At 61.7% G+C, this 16,813-nt stretch carries 16 protein-coding genes and 1 pseudogene; 3 read left to right on the top strand and 14 right to left on the bottom strand.

What is annotated here, in order from left to right:
• Position 1 precedes the first annotated feature (1 nt).
• Positions 2-817, bottom strand: a complete 816-nt coding sequence (locus I6F38_RS26085) for an ABC transporter permease (RefSeq protein WP_225162339.1) — start codon at positions 815-817, stop codon at positions 2-4.
• A 38-nt stretch (positions 818-855) separates the two neighbouring features.
• Positions 856-1,863 (bottom strand): ABC transporter substrate-binding protein, encoded by a 1,008-nt coding sequence (locus I6F38_RS26090; protein ID WP_057020509.1) that lies wholly within the window; start codon positions 1,861-1,863, stop codon positions 856-858.
• Between the two features lie 330 nt (positions 1,864-2,193).
• Here I6F38_RS26090 and I6F38_RS26095 point away from each other — a divergent pair, with 330 nt between their 5' ends.
• A complete protein-coding gene (locus I6F38_RS26095; RefSeq protein ID WP_259235217.1) occupies positions 2,194-3,207 on the top strand; it encodes a zinc-binding dehydrogenase in 1,014 nt (337 codons plus the stop codon).
• Positions 3,208-3,243: 36 nt separating this feature from the next.
• Here I6F38_RS26095 and I6F38_RS26100 read toward each other — a convergent pair whose 3' ends face one another.
• The 8 genes from I6F38_RS26100 to I6F38_RS26135 form a co-directional block, all read right to left on the bottom strand.
• Entirely contained in the window at positions 3,244-3,948 is a 705-nt protein-coding gene (locus tag I6F38_RS26100; RefSeq protein WP_168856020.1) for an ABC transporter ATP-binding protein, read from the bottom strand.
• 3 nt (positions 3,949-3,951) lie between these two features.
• A complete protein-coding gene (locus I6F38_RS26105) occupies positions 3,952-4,722 on the bottom strand; it encodes an ABC transporter ATP-binding protein (RefSeq protein WP_092082954.1) in 771 nt (256 codons plus the stop codon).
• The gene (locus I6F38_RS26110) at positions 4,719-5,705 is read right to left on the bottom strand and encodes a branched-chain amino acid ABC transporter permease (RefSeq protein WP_225162340.1); all 987 of its coding nucleotides are present in this window, start codon (positions 5,703-5,705) and stop codon (positions 4,719-4,721) included. The genes I6F38_RS26105 and I6F38_RS26110 overlap by 4 nt, the downstream gene beginning before the upstream one ends.
• A gap of 9 nt (positions 5,706-5,714) precedes the next feature.
• Positions 5,715-6,599 (bottom strand): branched-chain amino acid ABC transporter permease, encoded by an 885-nt coding sequence (locus tag I6F38_RS26115; protein WP_038377831.1) that lies wholly within the window; start codon positions 6,597-6,599, stop codon positions 5,715-5,717.
• Between the two features lie 53 nt (positions 6,600-6,652).
• Positions 6,653-7,906 (bottom strand): ABC transporter substrate-binding protein, encoded by a 1,254-nt coding sequence (locus I6F38_RS26120; RefSeq protein ID WP_225162341.1) that lies wholly within the window; start codon positions 7,904-7,906, stop codon positions 6,653-6,655.
• 67 nt (positions 7,907-7,973) lie between these two features.
• Complete coding sequence (locus tag I6F38_RS26125) at positions 7,974-10,364, bottom strand: xanthine dehydrogenase family protein molybdopterin-binding subunit (RefSeq protein ID WP_225162342.1); 2,391 nt, start codon at positions 10,362-10,364, stop codon at positions 7,974-7,976.
• A complete protein-coding gene (locus I6F38_RS26130) occupies positions 10,361-10,846 on the bottom strand; it encodes a (2Fe-2S)-binding protein (protein ID WP_225162343.1) in 486 nt (161 codons plus the stop codon). Before I6F38_RS26130 ends, I6F38_RS26125 begins: the two co-directional genes overlap by 4 nt.
• On the bottom strand, positions 10,843-11,724 hold the full coding sequence (locus tag I6F38_RS26135; protein ID WP_225162344.1) for a xanthine dehydrogenase family protein subunit M: 882 nt from the start codon (positions 11,722-11,724) through the stop codon (positions 10,843-10,845). Before I6F38_RS26135 ends, I6F38_RS26130 begins: the two co-directional genes overlap by 4 nt.
• Before the next feature lie 169 nt (positions 11,725-11,893).
• Here I6F38_RS26135 and I6F38_RS26140 point away from each other — a divergent pair, with 169 nt between their 5' ends.
• Together I6F38_RS26140 and I6F38_RS26145 are read left to right on the top strand one after the other, a co-directional pair.
• Positions 11,894-12,991: an LLM class flavin-dependent oxidoreductase gene (locus I6F38_RS26140; RefSeq protein WP_225162345.1), complete on the top strand. Its 1,098-nt coding sequence runs from the start codon at positions 11,894-11,896 to the stop codon at positions 12,989-12,991.
• Between the two features lie 12 nt (positions 12,992-13,003).
• Positions 13,004-13,879, top strand: coding sequence for a polysaccharide deacetylase family protein (locus I6F38_RS26145; RefSeq protein WP_225162346.1), 876 nt, complete (start codon positions 13,004-13,006; stop codon positions 13,877-13,879).
• Positions 13,880-13,885: 6 nt separating this feature from the next.
• On the opposite strand, the gene I6F38_RS26150 is transcribed toward I6F38_RS26145, so the two are convergent.
• The 4 genes and pseudogenes from I6F38_RS26150 to I6F38_RS26165 all read right to left on the bottom strand — a co-directional run.
• Positions 13,886-14,572, bottom strand: coding sequence for a TetR/AcrR family transcriptional regulator (locus tag I6F38_RS26150; RefSeq protein ID WP_057020520.1), 687 nt, complete (start codon positions 14,570-14,572; stop codon positions 13,886-13,888).
• On the bottom strand, positions 14,569-15,123 hold the full coding sequence (locus I6F38_RS26155) for a flavin reductase family protein (protein ID WP_209910519.1): 555 nt from the start codon (positions 15,121-15,123) through the stop codon (positions 14,569-14,571). The genes I6F38_RS26150 and I6F38_RS26155 overlap by 4 nt, the downstream gene beginning before the upstream one ends.
• A gap of 10 nt (positions 15,124-15,133) precedes the next feature.
• Positions 15,134-16,360, bottom strand: coding sequence for an acyl-CoA dehydrogenase family protein (locus I6F38_RS26160; protein WP_225162347.1), 1,227 nt, complete (start codon positions 16,358-16,360; stop codon positions 15,134-15,136).
• 319 nt (positions 16,361-16,679) lie between these two features.
• Positions 16,680-16,813, bottom strand: a pseudogene (locus I6F38_RS26165) (UDP-glucuronate 5-epimerase); the annotation flags it as partial.

The following is a 16,813-nucleotide window of genomic DNA, read 5'->3' on the forward strand; positions in this document are numbered from 1 at the left end:
TTCACCCGGCCGCCGCGACCGCGCTGCCGCTGAACGAGCGGGCGAGCGCGAGGATGAGCCAGGTGATCAGGCCAAGTCCCACCGACAGCGCGGCCGAGGTCGCGAAATTGGCGGCCAGCGTGAACTCGGTATAGATCAGCATCGGCAGCACATCGATATTCGTCGCCAGCGTAAACGCAGTCCCGAAGGCCCCCATCGCGGTCGCAAATGCGATCGCGCCGGACGCAACGAAGGCTGGCGCCAGCGCCGGCAGCACGACGTCACGCTGCACCGCCCATGGGCTGGCGCCGAGCGAACGCGCGGCTTCTTCCTGACCGACATCGAGCTTTTGCACTGCCGCCATGATGGTGAGGATCACGCGCGGGATCGAGAAGTAGAGATAGCCGAGGAACAACCCGTAGATCGAATAGGCGAAGACGAATTTCTCGTCGAAGATCCGGTTCGACAGATCGCCGATCAGCCCCTGCCGCCCGGCCAGCAGAATGATCATGAAGCCGACCACCACGCCGGGAAACGCCAGCGGAAAGGTCAGCATCGCGATCAGCACGGCCCGCCCGGGAAAGCGGTGCCGCTGCAGAAACATTCCGGCAATCGTCGCCACGATCAGCGTGACGACCGTCGTTGCCGCAGCCAGCAACACGGTATTGATCAGCGTCGCGCGATAACGAGCTTCGGTCAGGATGGCGAGATATCCGGCGAGCCCGTGCGGTCCTTCGGCACCCGCAACCACCAGCCGTGCCATCGGCAGCAGGAAGAATGCCGTGGTCACGACCGCGAGCGGCAGCAGGCAGAACCAAACGAAGGATTTTTGCGACATCGGAAGAATGGTGCCCCGGCGAAGGGCACCATATTGCCTCAGCGAACCTCGGCGAGATAGCGGTCGACGAAGGCTTTTTGCACGTTTTCCATCTCGCCCCAGTCGACGCTCTTGGCGCGGGCATAGTCGCTGTCGGGGAGGAATTTCCCCTTCACGGAAGCCGGCAGCTCGATCGGGCGGGCCGGACGCAGATAGGCATTGGTCCAGATCGCCTGCCCCTTGTCGGACAAGAGATAGTCCATCACCTTCTTGGCCTTCTCCTTGTCGGGTGCGTTCTTCACAAGACCAACGACATAGGGAAACACCACCGATCCCTCGCAGGGAATCACAAACTCGAAGTTGCCCTTCTCCGAATATTTCGCGCGATAGGCATTGAAGTCGTAGTCGAACAGGATCGGCATCTCACCGGAGACGACGCGGGCATACGACGTCTGCTTGGGTACGATCGGATCGTTCTTGCGCAGCTCCTTGAAGAAGCTGATCGCCGGATCGAAGTTGCCTGGCGAGCCGCCGAGCGCCAGATTGACGGCGACCGCGCCGACATAGCCGACCGCCGCCGACGACGGATCGAGATAGCCGACCATCCCCTTGTAGTCGGGCTTCAGGAGATCCTTCCAGCAGGCCGGCACCGGCTTGCCGCCAAGCGCATCCTTGTTCACGAACAGGCCGAGCGTGCCGGAGTGGATCGTGGTCCAGTAGCCGTCGGGGTCCTTGAGGCCGGCCGGGACCTGATCCCAATGCGCCGGCTTGTAGGGCTCGAGCGCATCCTGGGCCTTGGCCTTCATGCCGAAGGTCACGCCGAAATAGCCGATATCGCCAACCGGATTGCTCTTCTCGGCCAGGATCTGAGCCAGCGCCTGGCCGGAATTCTTGTTGTCGTGCGGGATATCGTAGTTGAGGTCCGCCTTGATCGCCTTCAGCATCGAGGCCCAATCCGCCCATTCCGGCGGACAATTGTAGCAGATCACGTCGGCCGCCCTGGCGGATTGCCACGGCGCGATCAGCGTCAGCGCCAGCAACGCAAGGACAAGGCGGACGGTCTTCATGGGAGGCTCCGGTCTGGGAGAGGATGCAATGAGGATTTCAACATCAACCGGGCGACCAAGTATAGGCCGCGTATGAATGTTTTGCGACGCGCTTGCTGCCGTGCAGCAAATGCAACGGCTCCGATGCCGACCATCGGGTGCTCGCGGCAGCCCGTCGTTTCGCGCTAGGCTGCCGGCCAAAAGAGGAAGCGCATGTACCAGCCGCCCGGCGTCAACACATCGCCTGATCTGCCCGTTCCCGGCCTGATGAAGGCCTGGGTCCTTGGTGACCCCGGCCAACTCCTGCTTTGCGAAAAGCCGACGCCGGTCCCCTCGCGTGCCGAGGTGCTGGTGCGCATCGACGCGGTTGCGATCTGCGCCACCGATCTCGAAATTATCCATGCCGGGTCGCCGGCAAGCATTCAGGGCGGCCTGCCCTTCAACAAGAACTTCACGCCAGGCCACGAATACATGGGCACGGTCGCCGCACTCGGACCGGACGTTGACGAATTCAGGATCGGTGAGCGGGTCAGCGTCGAAATCCACGCCGGCTGCGGCCAATGCAAACGCTGCCGCCAGGGCATGTACACATCCTGTCTCAACTATGGAAAGCCGGAGAAGGGCCACCGCGCCAACGGCTTTACGACCGACGGCGGATTCGCGGAGTACGCGGTCAACCACATCAATACGCTGGCGCGCGTCCCGGATAGCATGAGCGACGCGGAGGCGACGCTCGTGGTGACCGCGGGCACGTCGATGTATGGCCTGACGGAATTGGGGGGATTGGTGGCGGGCGAGAGCGTCGTGGTGATCGGCCCGGGGCCGATCGGACTTCTCGCAGTTGCTGTGGCCAAGGCGCTTGGCGCAAGCCCGGTGATTTTGACCGGCACGCGCAACAAGCGGCTGGCGATCGGCGGGGAATTGGGGGCCGACCGCGTCATCAACAACAACGACGAAGACGCCGTTGCGGTCGTGAAGCAACTAACAGGGGGGATCGGCGCGGACTATGTCGTCGAATGTGCCGGCACCGAAGCGACACTCAACCAGGCCATTCACATGGCCAATCGTGGCGGCAAGATTTGTCTGGCCGCCTTCCCGCACGAGGCCGCGACGCTGGACATCGCGCATCTCGTGCGAAACAACATCTACGCTTACGGGATCCGCGGCGAGGGCCGCAGCGCCACTCGCCGCGCCATGGAATTGATGGCGGCAAAGCGGTTCGACGCGACGAGGATCCACACGCATACGTTTCCGCTGGAAGACCTGCCGACGGCGCTCAGATATGCACGGGATCGCGTGGATGACGCGATCAAGGTCGTCGTCACCACAAGCAAGGCTGGCGCGATCGCGCGCGCTGCGGAGTAAGGTCTGTTCGCGCCGGCGGGAGATCGGACAGCCCGCTCACACCGAACAATATCGTTCCTTGATCTCGTCGTCGGCCAGCAGGGCCTGCGCCGACGCTTGGTGCACCACCGCCCCCTGATCAAGGACGTAGGCACGATCGGCGATGCCAAGCGCGAGCTCGACATTCTGTTCAACCAGCAGCACCGTCGTTCCCTGCGCCTTCATGTTGCGAAATAGCTCGAACATCTCGTCGACCAGGACCGGCATGATGCCCTCCGAAGGCTCATCCAGCATGATCAGGTCGGGCTTTGCGATCATCGCCCGCGCGATCGCCAGCATCTGCTGCTCGCCGCCGGACATCGTGACCGCCTCCTGGTCCATGCGCTCGGCCAGCCGTGGGAATACTCCTGCAATCTCGTCGATCAGCTCGGCTTCCCGCTTCTTGGCCGGCGATGCCACCAGCCCGAGCCGCAAATTTTCCCGGACCGACAATCCCTGCACAATCCGCCGCTCTTCGGGAACATAGGCAAGTCCCAGCGCGAAGCGCACATGCGCCGGCCGGCTCAGCAGCTCCTTGCCCTTGAAGGTGACCGAGCCGCGCGTTCGTCCCATCAACCCCATGATCGATTTCAGCGTCGTTGTCTTGCCCGCTCCATTGCGACCGATCAGGCAGACGATCTCGCCTTTGGTCACCTCGAGAGTGATGTCTTGCAGCGCGTGACTTGCGCCGTACCAGGCATTGAGCTTGCTGATCTGCAGCATTCGTCAATGCTCCCGCTGGCCGAGATAGACCCGCTTCACCGCCTCGTTCTGCCGGACCTCCTGCGGCGTTCCTTCGGCGAGGAGTTCTCCGTGATGCAGCACGAGGATGCGATCGCTGATCCCGAGCACCAGCTTCATCTTGTGCTCGACGAGGATGACCGTACGCTCCTTTGCGAGCTTCACGATCAGATCCATCATGGTCCGGGTTTCCTCCGGGCTCATGCCGGCCGTCGGCTCGTCCAGCAACAGCAACCGGGGTTGGCTGGCAAGTGCCATGCCGATTTCCAGCGCCCGCTGCTCGCCATGGGCCAGCGTCTTGGCGGCCCGTTCGCGAGATTCCCACAATCCGACCAGGGCAAGCAGCTCGTCCGCCCGCTCGACGAGCTCGGTCAGGCGCGCGCGGGGACGCCAGATATCGTATCTCGACACCAGCGCCTGCAGACCGACGCGGATGTTTTCACGGGTCGTGAGCTGCGGAAACACGCTGGTGATCTGAAAGGACTTTGCGATGCCCATATGCGCAAAGCGGTGCTGCGGCAGGCCGGTGACATCCTTCCCCTCGAATTCAACGCTGCCCTTGGTGGGCGCAAACGCGCCGCACAGCAAATTGAAATAGGTGCTCTTGCCGGCCCCGTTCGGACCAATAATGGAGGTGATCGCTCCTCGGGAAAACTCCGCCGAGATATTGTTCAGCGCGACAAACTTCCCGAACGTCTTGCCGACGCCCCTGGTGCGCAGAATGATTTCCTCGGTTTGACGTTCCGCGGCACTCATCGCCTGCCTCGCGCGATCAGCGTGCCCCAGATGCCGGCGGGGAAGAACAGCACGCATGCAATGAAGATGGCGCCAACGATCAATTGCCAGTGAACCGTCCACACCGAGACCACGTTCTCCAGGACCAGGAAGACGGCGGCGCCGATCATCGGCCCGAAGAACGTTCCCATACCGCCCAGCAATGCGATCATCACGACCAGGCCCGACGTCTCGTAGTGCAGGATCTCGATCGGAACGATCGACAGATGCAGCGCCTGCAAGGCTCCCGCGAGACCGCAGAAGCCGCCAGACAAAACGAAGGTCAGCAATCGGGTCTTGGTGACGTCATAGCCTGACGCGCGGGCGCGCATCTCATTCTCCCGCACGGCCTCAATGACGGCGCCAAATGGCGAGGCGAGAATGCGCGACATCACGAAAAAAGCGGCAATCACGAAAGCCGCGATGACATAGTAACGGATCATCGGATTGATGAAGTCGAGCCGCAAGCCGAACAGATCGATGGTGCGGACGTTGATGCCGCGGAGGCCGTTTTCGCCGCCGGTCAGGTCAACCGCCTGATAGAACAGGTAGTAGACACATTGCGACAGCGCCATCGTCACCATCGCGAAGTAGATGCCGCGGGTCCTGATCGCGAGCACACCAATCAACGATGCCATCAACAGGCCGCCGGCGATCCCGGCCGCGATGGCCGCATACCATGGCCAGCCAAAATGCACGATGGCGATGCCACAAAGGTAGGCACCGGTTCCGAACAGCGCCGCGTGACCAAACGACAGCAGACCGAGATAACCAAAGACGAGGTTGAAGCCGACGGCGTACAATCCATAGATCAGGATGTTCACCGCGAGGGCCGTGAACGGCATCACCAACGGGAAAATCAGGATCGCCGCGGCCACAATGCTGGCGCGACGGCGCGTTACGAATTCGTACCAACTGCCCGTCGTGGCATGAGGTTGTTTGACGGATTCGGTGGCTCCGGTCATCCCTGGCTCTCAGCTCATCAATCCGGCGCGGCCGAAGAAGCCTTGGGGACGAACGATCAGGACGATCGCCATCAGGGCGAAGATCGATACCTTGGCCATCTCGGGTGCAAACAGCGAGGTCATGCTGACCACCACACCGACGAGGAGGCCCGCCAGTACGGCACCACCGATCGAACCCATGCCTCCTACGACCGTAACCACGAAAGCCTCGGCCAGAATCGTGCCGCCCATCTCGGGAATGACGCCTTGAAGCGGCGCAGCCAACAGCCCGGCAAAGCCCGCAATCGCGGTGCCTATCCCGAACACGATCAACCAGACCCTGGAAACGTCGACCCCAAGGACGCGGACGATTTGCGGATCGCGCGCGCCGGCGCGGATAATGAGCCCGAAGCTGGTCTTCTCCAGAAACAGCCAGAGCGCCAACAAGACGACGGCCGTCGCGCCGATCACGAACAGGCGGTAGAGCGGAAAATATCCGACACCGATGTTGACAGCCCCCTGCAGAAGCTCGGGCGTGTCGAAAGGATAACCGGTCTTGCCGAAGGCAATGCGCACGCATTCGACCATGACGTAGCTCAGCCCGAAGGTCAGCAGCAGCGGATAATCGATGCCGCGGCCGTAGAGCGGCCGGATCAGCACGCGCTCGACGGCAAGGCCGAACAGCCCGATCAGAAGCGGTACCGCCAGCAAGCAGAGCCAGAAATTGCCGCCGATCGAGATCAGGTACAGCCCGACATAGGCGCCGACCATGTAGAAGGCGCCATGGGCGAAGTTGACGACAGTCAACATTCCGAAGATCAGCGAGAGGCCGATCGCAAACAGCACATAGATCGCGCCGAGCGCCAGCCCGGCGAATAGTTGCAGTGCAATCAGATCAAAGCTCAGGCCCGCCATTTGTCCCCCTCAGCACGACGCGCACCGCCCCGCGGTGCGCGCCGGCGCATGGCTCAGCTCTTGTGGCCAAGCGCGTCGCAGCTACGCAGGTTCTTCTCGTCAGGCTCTTCGGTCGATAGAACCTCGAACACGTCGGACTCGTTCTTCATGTCCTTGGACTTCGACTTGATCACGAGCACCGATTGCACCGACTGGTGATCGCATTTGCGATAGTATTGCGGCCCCTTGTAGTAGTCGTACTTCAGAGCCTCCAACGCCGCGACGACCTTGTCGGTCTCCACGCTGCCCGCGCCCTTGACCGCCTCGAGCACCGTCCGAACACCGCCATAGCCGAGCGCACCGTAGTCGGTAGGCAATTTGCCGTCATACATCTTGCGGAACGCGTCGTTGAACGCCTTGGTCGAGGCGAACTTGTCCTCGATGCCCCAGAAGAACGAGCAGCCGCCGACGACGCCTTCGAATGCCTGAGGGCCCGCCGCAACGCGACTGGCGTGCGACAGCAGCGGCGCGATGATCTGGATTGATTTCTTGATGCCGAAGTCGGTTGCCTGTTTCAGTGCGATTTGCTGGTCCCGGCCGAAATTGCTGATGCATAGAATATCGGGCTTCAGCGCCTGGAGACGTGGCAGCAGGGTCGAGAAATCAGTCGTCCCTAACGGATGGCGGATGTCACCGAGATTCTCGATGTTGAACTCCTTGCCGACCTCGAGAAAGCCGCGAACCATCTCGTGACCGTAAGCATAGTCCGCCGTGAGAAACGCCACCTTCTTGCCGAATTTGGTGAAGGCGTAGCGACCGACCGCCCCTGACGTCATGTGCGGGTTCAGCGCTTCGTGGAACGTGTATTTGCTGAAATCTGCCGCCTCGTTGATGGCGTCGGACTGGCTGATCGAATTGAAGATGACGCCGCGCTCCTTGGTGACGTTGTTGATCGCGAGCTGAACCGCCGCGGACAGACTGCCGACGACGAAATTCACCTTTTCCTTCTCGACCAATTCCAGGGTCCGCGTCGCCGCCTCGCCGGGATTGAGCTTGTCGTCGCGCACCACGAGCTCGGCCTTGCGGCCGTTGAGACCGCCGGTATCATTGAACTGGGCGACAGCAAGCTGACCCGCCCGCACCTGGTCCTGGGCCTCGGCACCGTATGGACCGGTCAAAGGAACCGGGAAGCCGATCTTGATGGGCGCTTCCTGGGCCTGAAGCAGATTGATGCGAAAAGGCGAGACGGCGAGAACGGCGCCGGCGCTTGCCGTCGTCAGCAGACGACGCCGTGATATCGATCCAGCTTTGGTGACCTTCTTCGTCATGACTATTCCTCCCCAAGAACTGTCTGCGCTTTGCTTATCGTATTATCGTTGCCCGGAACGTCTCCGCTCAGATCCGTCCCAAGGCGGTCAGGATAACCTGAGGCGTGAGCGGAATCTCGGTAATTGTTGCGCCAAACGGCCGGAGCGCGTCATTGACCGCGTTGGCAACCGCCGCTGCCGCGCCGGCCGTACCCGCCTCCCCTGCCCCTTTGGCTCCCAGCTCCGATTCCTGCGTCGGAGACACCACGTGGCCGACCTCGATATCGGGCATCTCCCCGGACATCGGGACCAGATAGTCCGCCATATTGGCATTGGTCAGCTGACCGCGTTCGTCGTAGATGCACTTCTCGAACAGCGCCGCGCCGAGCCCCTGCACGACCCCGCCCCGGATCTGCTCGTCGACCAGTTGCGGGTTGATGATGGTGCCGCAGTCTTCGACAACCCAATGCTTCAGCAGCTGAACGAACCCGGTCTCGGTATCGACCTCAAGCCATGAGGCCTGAACGCCGTTGGTGAACGCAAAGGGATATTGGCGCGGAACGAAATGCCGGGTCGCCATCAATTCGGGCTGGATACCAGGCGGCAGGGTGTCCGGTCGAAAATAGACGATCCGCGCCAGCTCGTTCAGTTCGATGCGCGGCGCGCCGTCGTCGGCATTGACGATCGTGTTGTTGATGATATCGAGCCCGTCCGGCGTCGATTGCAGGATGGCCGCGGCGACGTTCAGAATGTTCTCTCGCAGGCCCTTGGCTGCCTGCAATGCAGCTTCGCCGCCGATGCCGGCACCGCGCGAGGCCCAGGTGCCACCGCCATAGGGCGTGTTGTCGGTGTCGCCCAGGATGACGCGAACGCGTTCCATCGAAACCCCAAGCACGCTGCCGACGATCTGGGCCGTCAGCGATTCCGACCCTTGCCCCTGTTCCGTGATGCTGGTCTGGCAGATCACCGACCCTTGCGCGTCGAGCCGGACCGCAACACCATCCTGCGATGAAATTTTCGCGCCGCCCACGCCATAAAAGGCAGCGCTGGGATTGGTCACCTCGATGAAGCTCGCGATTCCGATGCCTCGATGGACGTTTCTGGCCCGCAAGGCCGCCTGCTCAGCGCGCAACGCGTCGTAATCCATCATCTGAAGCAGCTTGGTCAACGAGGCGTGATGCGAGAGCTGCTCGAACTTCATACCCGAGGGTGAAGCACAGGGATAGGCATCGTCGGCGATCAGATTGCGCCGCCGGATTTCGACGGGGTCCATGCCGATCTTCGCTGCCGCCAGATCGACCAGGCCTTCGGTGACCGAACAGGCGATCGGGTGTCCAACCGCCCGGTACTGGCACATCACGTTCTTGTTCTGGAAGACGACGCGCGCCCGCGCTCGATAGTTCGCCGTGACGTAGGGCCCACCGACCAGATTGACCACCTGATTGGCCTCGATGGCGCTGGTGCGCGGATACATCGAATAGGGGCCGATCCCCGTCAGATCATCGATCTCGAAGGCCGTAATCGTACCGTCCGGCCTGACGCCGATCCGTCCCCTGCATCGATGATCGCGGGCGTGGATGTCCGTGTTGAAACTCTCGACGCGGTCCGCCACGAACTTGACCGGCCGGCGCAACAGTTTGGACAGCGCGTAGGTCGCCATTTCGTCGGCGTAGATATGGACCTTGATGCCGAACGAGCCGCCGACATCCTTGCAGACCACCCGGACCTGCGCTTCCCTTAACCCAAGATGGAGCGCTGCGATGTTCTGCACCATGTGAGGCGCCTGCGTGCCCTGATAGATCGTGAGCCGTGCCTCGGCCGGATTCCAGTCGGCAACGACGGCCCGCGGTTCAAGCGTCACGCCGGTGTGGCGCCCGAATATGAAGTCGGCCTCGACCAGTTCGGACCCCGACAATGCAAGATCGACGTCGCCGGCGTCGAGCGTCCGCTCAAAGGCAAGATTGTCGCCGAGCGCGGCATGAATGACGGGAGCTGCCGGGTCGAGCGCAGCTCGCGTGTCCGTCACCCCCTCGAGCTCCTCGTAGTCGACTGAAATATGCTCCATGGCATCTTCGGCTGCCGCACGGCTGGTCGCCACAATCGCTGCAACGGCCTCGCCCTGCCAGCACACGCGGTCGACCGCGATCGCGTGCTGCGGCGCTGACTTCAGTCCCTTCAGGTGCGAGAGCACCCCGACCCACGGCGTGATGACCGCTTCAAGTTCACGGCCTGTGACGATGGAAACGACACCGGGCATGCGCCTTGCCGCGTCGGCGTCGATCGCTGCGATTTTGGCGTGGGCATGTGGCGACCGTAGAAAAACCACATGCGCCATCCGCGGCAATTCGAGATCACTGACATATTGGCCGCGCCCCTGCAGCAACCTGTCGAGGTTCGGCCGCGGCACGGCCTTGCCGATGTAGGAATTCGGGCGATCAAGCACCGAAAGCGTGTCTGCTGGCGCCCGCGTCACCGTCATACGTCCCGCTCCGCGCGCGTCTTGGCTGTCGCCTCCACCGCATCCACGATGGCCTGATAGCCCGTGCAGCGGCAATAGTTGCCGGAAAGATGCTCGCGGATTGCTCGACGATCAGGCACGGACACGTGCTTCAGCAGGTCCTGCGCCGTGATCAGCATCCCAGGCGTGCAATAGCCACACTGCAATGCATTGCGTTCGCGAAATGCCGCCTGAAGATCGGCTATTTCACCGCTGTCAGACAGCCCCTCGATTGTCTCAACTGACGCGCCCTGCGCCTGGACCGTCAGCATCAGACAGGAGCGAACGATCTCGCCATCGAGTCGGACCGTGCAGGCACCGCAAACGCCGTGCTCGCACCCAACGTGGGTTCCGGTCAGCTTGAGATTTTCGCGGAGGAAATCAGCAAGATTGAGCCGCGGCAAGACGAAGGCGTCGATGGGTTCGCCGTTGACCAGAAGCGAGACCGGCACCGGAGCGTTCACTTGCCGACTCCCGTTTCCAGTTCTGGCCGTGCGAGCAATGCTGCCACGCAGCGCCGGAGCAAGACCGTCGCGAGGTGTCGACGCATGGCCGCGGTCGCCTGCTGGTCCTCGTGTGGATCGAGTTCATCGGCAAGTGCGGTCGCCGCCTCTGCGAGCAAGGTCGGCGTTACGGTGGCATCGATCAGCTTGCCGGCGGTCGCCGCGAGCAACGGGCGATCGCCAACAGCAAAGAAGCCGAGCCGAAGAGCTGAGAATCCGCCGGCCGCAACTACCGCACGGGCGGCGAGGCCAACAACAGCGTAGTCGCCATGCCGCCGGGCATACTCCTGAAAGAAAAATGTCGAGCCTTGGCCCGCGACCGGCACCTCGACCGCGACAAGCAACTCGTCCGGCAGCAGAGCTGTTTCGTAGATTCCCCTGAAAAACTCAGTCGCAGCAATCCGGCGCTCGCCGGCCGAGCCCCGAACAACGATGGTGGCGTCAAGCGCCACAACACAGGCCGGCAGCTCCGAGGCAGGATCGGCGTGAGCGAGGCTACCGCCGATCGTTCCGCGATTGCGAATTGCGGGATGGGCAACGTGGGCAACGGCATCGCGCAACAGCCGCGCGTGCAGTGCAACCTCCGGCGATCCGAGCAGATCGACGTGCCGGGTCAGCGCGCCGACGACCAGCACGTCTCCCCTTACGGTGATGCCGCGCAACTCGGCGAGGCCGCCGATATCGACCAGAATGTCCGGGGACAGGAGCCGAAGGTTCATCGCCGGCATCAGGCTCTGACCTCCCGACAGAACCTTCGCCTTGTCGCCATGCATGGCGAGCAACTCCAGCGCATTCACGACGCTGGTCGCGCGGGCGTAGGCGAAAGCCGCAGCTTTCATGTGGGCGTGGCCTCCCGGGCCCAATTTTGGTTTGCCCGATTAGAGGGCCGCCCCCTTCAAAGGTCAAGCTTGTTTATCGAGTGATTATTTGTGCGGCAGGGCTTGTCTTCGCGTCGGGAAGGACGCAGGTTCCTTGCCAACAAAAGCTCAAATCGCGGGGAGGCGGATCATGAAGCTCGGTTTTTTTACGATGCCGATCCATCCTCTCGACAAGGATTGGCGACAATCGCTCCGGGAGGATCGCGAGGCTTTTCTGCTCGCGGACGAACTCGGGTTCACCGAGGCGTATGTCGGCGAGCATGTCACCGACAAGGCCGAGAACATCACCTCCAGCATCGCCTTCATTGCCTGGCTCGCAGCCGCAACCAAGCAGATCAAGCTTGGAACCGGCACCATCAACCTGCCAAACACGCATCCGGCAGCCATCGCAGCGTCCGTCGCCATGCTCGATCACATGCTTGATGGCCGCTTCATCCTCGGAATCAGCCCTGGTGGATTGCTGTCCGACGCGGAGGTTTTCGGCAATCTCGATGCCGACCGCAATGCCATGTTCCTCGAAGCCATCAACCAGGTTCTTGATATCTGGGCTGGTAAACCGCCCTATGATCTGCAGGGCAAATATTGGAACGTCTCGGTCAAGCGGACTCTGATCGAGGACATCGGCCAGGGAATCGTCGCTCGCCCTTTGCAGGCTCCTCACCCGCCAATCGTGGTAACCGCGGTGGCGCCATTCTCAAGAGGCGTCACGGAGGCGGCGGCGCGCGGCTGGGATCCAATCTCGGCAAACTTCCTGATGCCGGCCTGGGTGAAGAGCCACTGGCCGAAATATGTCGAGGGTTGTGCGCGCGTGAACCGGGCAGCCGAGCCTGCCAATTGGCGCGTCGCCAAGAGCGTGTTCGTGGCAAAGGATGCAGCAACTGCGAAGGCCTATGCCACGTCGCCCGACAGTCCGTACGTGTACTATTATCACCAGTTGTTCACGAAGCTGAAGCGCAGCGGCCGGCTCGAATTGTTCAAGACGCGACGGGATCAAGCCGACGCTGAGGTCACACTGGAATCGATCTGCGACAAATTGATCATCCACGGCACGCCTGAAAGCGTGGCTGACCAGTTGCTGGCGTTCCAGGAAGACATTGGCACCTTCGGAACCCTGCTTTATGCCGGCAAGGACTGGAAAGATCGCGAGCTTGGCCGTCAATCGATGATCCTGATGGCCGAGAGGGTCCTGCCGCGGATCAATGCCACCGCTGCCGGATCATCGACGTGAAGGAGGTTCGACATGGCCTTTACTGATCGCATTCCGTACCAGGCGCAGGTCGACCGACCGAAACTGACATTACCTGACGGCAAGAAGCTTGCCGTATGGGTTATCCTCAATGTCGAGGAATGGCGCATCGAGAATGCGATGCCACGCACCGTGCTGAGCCCACCGATGGGCCAGCCCCTGCTGCCCGACGTGCCGAACTGGTCGTGGCATGAATACGGCATGCGCGCCGGCTTCTGGCGGCAGTTCAAAGCCCTCACCGATCGAAAGATACCGGTGACGCTGGCTGCGAACGCCAACGTCTGCAACAGCTATCCGCGTGTGGCGTCGGCGGCGCGCGAGGCGGGATTCGAATTCATGGGACACGGGTTTGTTCAGGGCCCGATGCACAAGGTCGAGAACCAGGCGGACGCAATCAAGCGCGCGGTCGACACGATTGCTGGATTTACCGGCAAGCCGCCGCGATCATGGGAAAGCCCGGGCCTGACCGAAACCGAAGACACGCTCGATCTCCTGCGCCTCAACGGGATCGAATACGTGGCCGATTGGGTGATCGACGATCTCCCCCAGGACATCGCCACGCCGCACGGCACCGTGACGACGATTCCCTATTCGGTCGAGACCAACGACATTGTCATTCACGCGCTGCAACACCTTCCGTCGGAACAGTTCCTGACGCGCTGCACTGACCAGTTCGATCGGCTGTATCTTGAGGGCGCAGAGAACGCGCGGATCATGGCCATCTCGGTGCATCCCTACATCACGGGCGTGCCGCATCGTATCAAGTACCTGGAGGCCCTGCTCGATTATGTCATCGGCCATGACGGCGTCGCCCTCATGACGGCAAGCGAGATCGGAGATTGGTATCGGGGTCAGATGGCGACAATGTAGCGCGGGTCAGCCGACGACCTTGATCGGCGCCCGTCGACGATCGGTCGCGCTCTCGGCCATCCTCTCAAATCCCGCGAGGAAGATATCCAGCGCGTCACTGATCATCTGCGCTTTGTCCTCGAGAACAGGCGCTTCGTAGATGTACTTGCGTACGCCATAATAGAAGATGCCGCCGTGAAACACCCAGGCCAGCTCGAGTTCTGCGGCGCTGGGCCTGCCTTGCGTCGCGAGGCCCGCGTCGTGGCGGCATTCCCTGAGAATGCGCGTCAGGATCTTGTCCTTGACCATGCCAACATACCAGCGATTGATATCGAGGCCCTTCAAGCCGGAGTAGAGATAGATCCGGAGCCATCTTCGGTTGAAAATCGCGTCGGTATAGATTTCGTAAAATTCCTGGAGCCGCACGCGGAGCGGACGTGACCGATCCGAGAGCACCTTCTCCCAGCCGATTTCAAGCGGCTCGAGATATACCTTGCGGTAGACCTCCTTGATGAGATCGTCCTTGCTCGGAAAGTAGCGGTAAAGCAGCGGCTGCGTCACGCCGAGCTTGTGGGCAAGGGCACGCGTGCCGCCGCCAAATCCCTCCTCCGCAAATAGCTCGGTTGCCTTGGTAACGAATTCACTGCGACGATCGACAGCTGATAGTCGCCTCTGCTTGGCACGAACACGCTTGACGGGCGTCTTTCGATTCATGATGTCTTGTCACCACCGTCAGCCAAAAACCGGCCAAAACCTCCGCGCGCGAACAACAGCGGACTGTTCCGGTTATAAGCGTAGGCTTCCACCGCGCCCAGGAAAATGACGTGATCCCCGCCATAGTAGCGGTTGGCGGCACGGCATTGGAAATTCGCGACCACATCAGCAAGCACGGGAGCATTCCCGAGACCCGGCGTCCAGCTCACACCCGCGAACTTGTCATCCGACGATCTGGCAAACTGCATCGCCAACGCCTGTTGCGACGCGTCCAGAACGTTGACCGTAAAATGGCTGGCGTTCTGGAAGATCGGTAGCCCCTGCGAAAACATGCCCAGGCTCCACAACACCAGTGGCGGGTTGAGCGACACCGATGCAAAGGAATTACAAGTAATTCCATACGGCCTTCCTTCGGCCGACATCGCGGTGACTATCGTCACACCTGTTGCGAACGTACCGAGCGCATTGCGGAAATCACGGGGATCGATCGCCGAACTATCGCTTGCGAGCTCACTGGCGGGATCCAGCGGATGTTTGGGCGAGTCGGACATCCGGCTAACCTCAAAGCGTCAGGTTTTCAGACGGCAGCCCAAGAGCCACCCGCCCGTAATTGGTGCCCGCCGCGTCGAAATTGAACGCGAGATGCGAATTCACCGCATGCGCGTCGCGGAATTGGCGCTGCAACGCCCCCGAGGTGAACAGGCTGCGTGCGCCGCCCGCCGCAAATAGAAGAGACACCGCCTCGGTGCACAAATTGACCGCGAACGCACCGTCGCGCCGAAGCCTTGTCTTCGCTGCGATGCCCGGGATATCGCCACGCCGGACCTCCGCAAGTGCCTCAACGCAGTTCGTGCGCATGATTAGCCGCGCGGCATCTATCTTCGCGGACGCCTCGGCGATCTTGATCTGTGTGCTTTGCAGATCCCCGATCTTGGCCCGGTTATATGTCGAAGCGCGGTGTCGCGCGATCTCGACATAGTCATCAAGGCAAGCCTGCGCATTTCCCAAACCAACCCCGGACAACACATAGGGAAACAACGAAAACACCGGAAGCATGTAGAGCGCATTCGGATTGACGACACTGCCCGGCGTCGCACCTCCCGCAAGATCGCTGACGGCAACCGTCATATGCTCGGGAACGAATGCGTCGGTTACCCGCACGTCGTTCGATCCCGTTCCGCGCAAACCAGCCGCATTCCAGGTGTCGTCGATGCTGTAATCCCGCCTGTTCAACAGGAACAGCCGATACTCGACACCATCGGCCTCATCATCCGAGGCGACCACGCTCGCGAGCATGTTCCATCCGCAGGATTCCACCCCGGACGAAAACGGCCAATGACCACTCAGAACATATCCGCCGCCGGCCTTCCTCGCACGACCTGCCGGGAAGACAAAGGAGGACGCGATCAGCGCATCCGGATCCTCTCCCCATACCGCGCTCTGCGCTTCGGGCGCGAACATAGCCAGCATCCAGTGGTGACTTGCAAGGTTGGCAAAATTCCAGGAGACCGAGGCGTCTCCCTGACCGAGGGCATCGGCGCAGTCGACCAGGGCAACATAGTCGAGCTCGCTGCCTCCGACGCGCTTGGGCTGCAGGATCCGGAAAAGGCCGCTATCAAGGAGATCCCGCTCAGTCTCCGGCGGCAGGCGGCGAAGTTCTTCGGTCCGTGGCGCTCGTTCGTGCAAAGCCGGTATAAGCGCCCTAGCTCGTGCGACCATGACCGAATAACGATCCAGATCCGGCGCCCGCTGCGCCTCCAGGTCAAGCCCTCGGCCAACCTCAACCATGGCATTTTCCTTCGTTCGGTCTCCAAGGCATCAGCGCGCACAAGCGGCCGTGCAGAGAGTTTATCGAGCGATCACCAGAGATCAAGACGCCAAGGACCTTACGCAAGTCCTCGGCTTCTTCCGGACCAAAATCCTATAGCGAAGCGCACAGGATGGACCAACGAAAGAGCGACCTAGGCGTCGGCCGTTTGTGCCGGAGCGACTGCGCTGGAGGTGATGATCAGTCCGAAGCAGCCGCCAAACGAGCGACAACGTCCACTTCAGCACCCCGCTGCACGTCCCATCAGGCTTTCTCGAACCAGGTCTCGCAATGAGCGCACTAAGTGCGATCGACGTCGTGATAGGCCCGATACCAGGCGACAAACCTGGCAATGCCATCCTCGATCCGCGTCTGCGGGCGGAAGCCGATTTCACGCTCCAGGTCGGAGACGTCGGCCGACGTCTCCGGTACAT

Source organism: Bradyrhizobium sp. BRP56 (assembly GCF_020194035.1).
Lineage (GTDB): Bacteria > Pseudomonadota > Alphaproteobacteria > Rhizobiales > Xanthobacteraceae > Bradyrhizobium > Bradyrhizobium australafricanum.

Excerpts from the sequence above, each read along its gene's own strand:
- I6F38_RS26085 (WP_225162339.1), bottom strand. The coding sequence starts at position 817 with ATGTCGCAAAAATCCTTCGTTTGGTTCTGCCTGCTGCCGCTCGCGGTC.
- I6F38_RS26090 (WP_057020509.1), bottom strand. The coding sequence starts at position 1,863 with ATGAAGACCGTCCGCCTTGTCCTTGCGTTGCTGGCGCTGACGCTGATC.
- I6F38_RS26100 (WP_168856020.1), bottom strand. The coding sequence starts at position 3,948 with ATGCTGCAGATCAGCAAGCTCAATGCCTGGTACGGCGCAAGTCACGCG.
- I6F38_RS26105 (WP_092082954.1), bottom strand. The coding sequence starts at position 4,722 with ATGAGTGCCGCGGAACGTCAAACCGAGGAAATCATTCTGCGCACCAGG.
- I6F38_RS26110 (WP_225162340.1), bottom strand. The coding sequence starts at position 5,705 with ATGACCGGAGCCACCGAATCCGTCAAACAACCTCATGCCACGACGGGC.
- I6F38_RS26115 (WP_038377831.1), bottom strand. The coding sequence starts at position 6,599 with ATGGCGGGCCTGAGCTTTGATCTGATTGCACTGCAACTATTCGCCGGG.
- I6F38_RS26120 (WP_225162341.1), bottom strand. The coding sequence starts at position 7,906 with ATGACGAAGAAGGTCACCAAAGCTGGATCGATATCACGGCGTCGTCTG.
- I6F38_RS26125 (WP_225162342.1), bottom strand. The coding sequence starts at position 10,364 with ATGACGGTGACGCGGGCGCCAGCAGACACGCTTTCGGTGCTTGATCGC.
- I6F38_RS26135 (WP_225162344.1), bottom strand. The coding sequence starts at position 11,724 with ATGAAAGCTGCGGCTTTCGCCTACGCCCGCGCGACCAGCGTCGTGAAT.
- I6F38_RS26140 (WP_225162345.1), top strand. The coding sequence starts at position 11,894 with ATGAAGCTCGGTTTTTTTACGATGCCGATCCATCCTCTCGACAAGGAT.
- I6F38_RS26145 (WP_225162346.1), top strand. The coding sequence starts at position 13,004 with ATGGCCTTTACTGATCGCATTCCGTACCAGGCGCAGGTCGACCGACCG.
- I6F38_RS26150 (WP_057020520.1), bottom strand. The coding sequence starts at position 14,572 with ATGAATCGAAAGACGCCCGTCAAGCGTGTTCGTGCCAAGCAGAGGCGA.
- I6F38_RS26155 (WP_209910519.1), bottom strand. The coding sequence starts at position 15,123 with ATGTCCGACTCGCCCAAACATCCGCTGGATCCCGCCAGTGAGCTCGCA.
- I6F38_RS26160 (WP_225162347.1), bottom strand. The coding sequence starts at position 16,360 with ATGGTTGAGGTTGGCCGAGGGCTTGACCTGGAGGCGCAGCGGGCGCCG.